The following is a 608-nucleotide window of genomic DNA, read 5'->3' as shown; positions in this document are numbered from 1 at the left end:
ACATGGGTTAAATCCATGGCTACAGATACTACTAACCCGCCCGCTAAAGCTGGCGCAATGTTATCTGGGTGCCCTTCGATTTCGTTAGCCATGTTAATCTTTTCATCCATTGACCAATTAGCCCCCGCTAAAATTTCAGCAATGGCAATACCCGCCACAATGGCTGAAGATGACGACCCTAAACCACGGGCTGTCGGGATGTCACTAGTCATATTTAAATAGTGGGGCTTGGCATCCGGTGCGAACCGTAAGATTGTTTCAATCACCATGTTGGATGCATCAGTTGGAATCCCTTCACCTAGGTCATGATCAATTTGCCATTGTTCACTAGGGCTAAGAATATCCACCGTTAAATATAGGCTAACGGCAACACCGATTGAATCAAAGCCGGGTCCCATATTGGCTGAAGTCGCCGGGACTTTCACACGTACCTTTTCTACCATATCGGTCACCTACTTCGCTTCAGGCAACACAGAATAGTAAGAAATCAGGTTTAATTCAGGACTATCTTGTGTGGCTTGGTTGATTTGTTGTAATTGGGCTTGTGACATTTCATGAGTGACAACCACAATTTTCGCTGTCTTATCGTCAGATGACGGTTCTTGGAA

At 45.2% G+C, this 608-nt stretch carries 1 protein-coding gene; it reads right to left on the bottom strand.

Going from position 1 to position 608, the window contains the following annotated elements; genetic code table 11:
* On the bottom strand, positions 1–443 hold a 443-nt coding region (locus tag ACRCJ0_RS18425; RefSeq protein WP_431391608.1), incomplete at its 3' end, for a homoserine kinase.
* Positions 444–608: the final 165 nt, after the last annotated feature.

This window comes from Aerococcus sp. L_32 (genome assembly GCF_050689315.1).
This window is presented reverse-complemented; position numbering and strand designations above follow the sequence as displayed.